Annotated in this window: 3 protein-coding genes; all 3 read left to right on the forward strand. The window is 53.5% G+C overall.

All coding sequences use genetic code 11. The annotated features are described in order from the left end of the window. Positions 1-14: 14 nt before the first annotated feature. From LX24_RS14735 to LX24_RS14745, 3 genes are read left to right on the forward strand one after another with little or no spacing between them, the layout of a single operon-like run. On the forward strand, positions 15-467 hold the full coding sequence (locus tag LX24_RS14735; RefSeq protein WP_166510107.1) for a hydrogenase iron-sulfur subunit: 453 nt from the start codon (positions 15-17) through the stop codon (positions 465-467). Further along, positions 464-1,135, forward strand: coding sequence for a methylenetetrahydrofolate reductase C-terminal domain-containing protein (locus LX24_RS14740; protein ID WP_166510108.1), 672 nt, complete (start codon positions 464-466; stop codon positions 1,133-1,135). The genes LX24_RS14735 and LX24_RS14740 overlap by 4 nt, the downstream gene beginning before the upstream one ends. Continuing rightward, complete coding sequence (locus LX24_RS14745) at positions 1,132-2,058, forward strand: methylenetetrahydrofolate reductase (protein ID WP_166510109.1); 927 nt, start codon at positions 1,132-1,134, stop codon at positions 2,056-2,058. Before LX24_RS14740 ends, LX24_RS14745 begins: the two co-directional genes overlap by 4 nt. Positions 2,059-2,110 lie beyond the last annotated feature (52 nt).

Raw genomic sequence — 2,110 nt, forward strand, 5'->3', positions numbered from 1 at the left:
GGAGGTGCGTTAAAGTGGCCGAATTTGAACCCAAAATCGTAGCCTTTTGCTGCCACTACTGAGCATACTCAGCTGCGGACCTGGCAGGTTCGATGAGGTTGCAGTATTCACCCAACATCCGGGTGGTGGAAATGCCCTGCTCGGGCACAATTGAACACCGGGTGCTTTTGGAGACCTTTGAAAACGGTGCCGACGGTGTTTACGTGGCCGGCTGCATGGAAGGTGATTGCCACTTTTTAAAGGGCAACATCCGCGCTAAAAAACGGGTGCAGGCGGTGAAAAAAATACTGGATGAAATCGGTTTCGGCAGCGAACGGTTGGATTTCTTCAACCTGCCCGCTTCCGACGGAGGCCGGTTTGCCCAGATTGCCAATGAAATGACGGAACGCATCCGCCAGCTCGGCCCCAGCCCCTTGAACAAAAACGGGGCCGCTAACCCACAGAAAGAAGGTGGCCAAACAGCATGATCGTAGCACAACAAAAACCTGTTGAAGATATCGCCCAAATGATTGCCGACTGCAAAAAAGTGTTATTCGTTGGCTGTGCCGGCTGCGTGACGGTTTGCCTGGCCGGTGGCGAGAAGGAAACCGAAGTGCTGGCCTCGGCCATGCGCATTAAACGCAACCTGGAGAACAACCCCCTGGAAGCTACCACTTTTACCTGCACCAGGCAGTGCGACCCCGAGTACATCGTACCCCTGGATAACCTGGTGAAGGATGTGGACGCCATTGTATCCCTGGCCTGCGGCGTGGGCGTACAGTACCTGGCCGAGCGGTTTAAGGATAAGTGGGTGGTGCCCGCCCTTGATACCAAGTTCATCGGCGGCTCAGTAACCCACGGCAACTGGGAGGAAAAGTGCGGATTGTGCGGTGACTGCATACTACACCGCACCGGCGGTATCTGCCCCATTATCCGCTGTTCCAAGAGCATTTTAAACGGGCCATGCGGTGGCTCACAATACGGCAAATGCGAAGTGAGCAAAGACGTGGACTGCGCCTGGCAGCTGATTTACGACCGCATGAAAGCGCTGGGCAAGCTTGACAAACTAATGGAATTCCAGCCGCCCAAAGACTGGTCCAAATCACGAGACGGCGGGCCGCGTAAGGCCATCAGGGAGGATGTGATGATCGATTGAAGAATCTAAGTAAACTTCAACAAATACTGGACAGCGGTCAATTTGCGGTAACCGCGGAAATAGGGCCGCCCAAGCATTCTTCCGCCGAAGGTATTCGCCATCACGCCGAAATGATGCGCGATTACGTGGACGCCACCAACATAACCGATAACCAGACAGCCATTGTGCGGTTATCCAGTATAGCGGCCGGTGTTCACGTGTTGAACTGTGGCATAGAGCCCATCGTGCAGATGACCTGCCGGGACCGTAACCGCATTGCCATGCAGTCCGATTTGATGGGCGCCTACAGCCTGGGTATGCGCAACGTACTCTGTCTTTCCGGCGACCACCAGAAATTCGGCAACCATCCCACGAGTAAAAACGTGTACGATATAGACTCCATGCAGCTCATTTATTACCTGCGCCGCATGCGGGACGAAAAACTGTTTTTCTCGGGCGAAGAGATTAAAGAGCACGAGCCCCGTTTCTTCATCGGGGCAGTGGCTAACCCCTTTGCCGACCCCTTTGAATTCCGGGTGGATCGCCTGGAGAAAAAGGTAGAGGCGGGCGCACAGTTCATCCAAACCCAGTGCATATTTGATATGGAACGTTTTGAACGGTTCATGGAAATGGTACGGGAACGTGGCATTGATGAGAGGGTACACATTCTGGCCGGTGTAACCCCCATGAAGAGCTGGCGGGCGGCCAAGTATATCCAAAATAACGTCAGCGGTATGATTGTACCGGACGAACTGGTGGAACGCCTGAAAAATGCCGAGGACCCCAAACGCGAAGGCGTGGACATTTGCATCGAGCAAATTAAATATATCAAAGAAAATGTTAGAGGCGTACACGGCGTGCACGTAATGGCCATTGCCTGGGAAGAGGTTGTACCCGAAATTGTAGAAAGATCCGGGCTGTACCCCAGGCCTAAGGTCGGTTAAGCTACCAGGTTAATATTGTTTCCTGAAAAAGACCCTCCCCGGAGGGTCTTTT

It is taken from the genome of Desulfallas thermosapovorans DSM 6562 (assembly GCF_008124625.1).
GTDB lineage: Bacteria > Bacillota > Desulfotomaculia > Desulfotomaculales > Desulfallaceae > Sporotomaculum > Sporotomaculum thermosapovorans.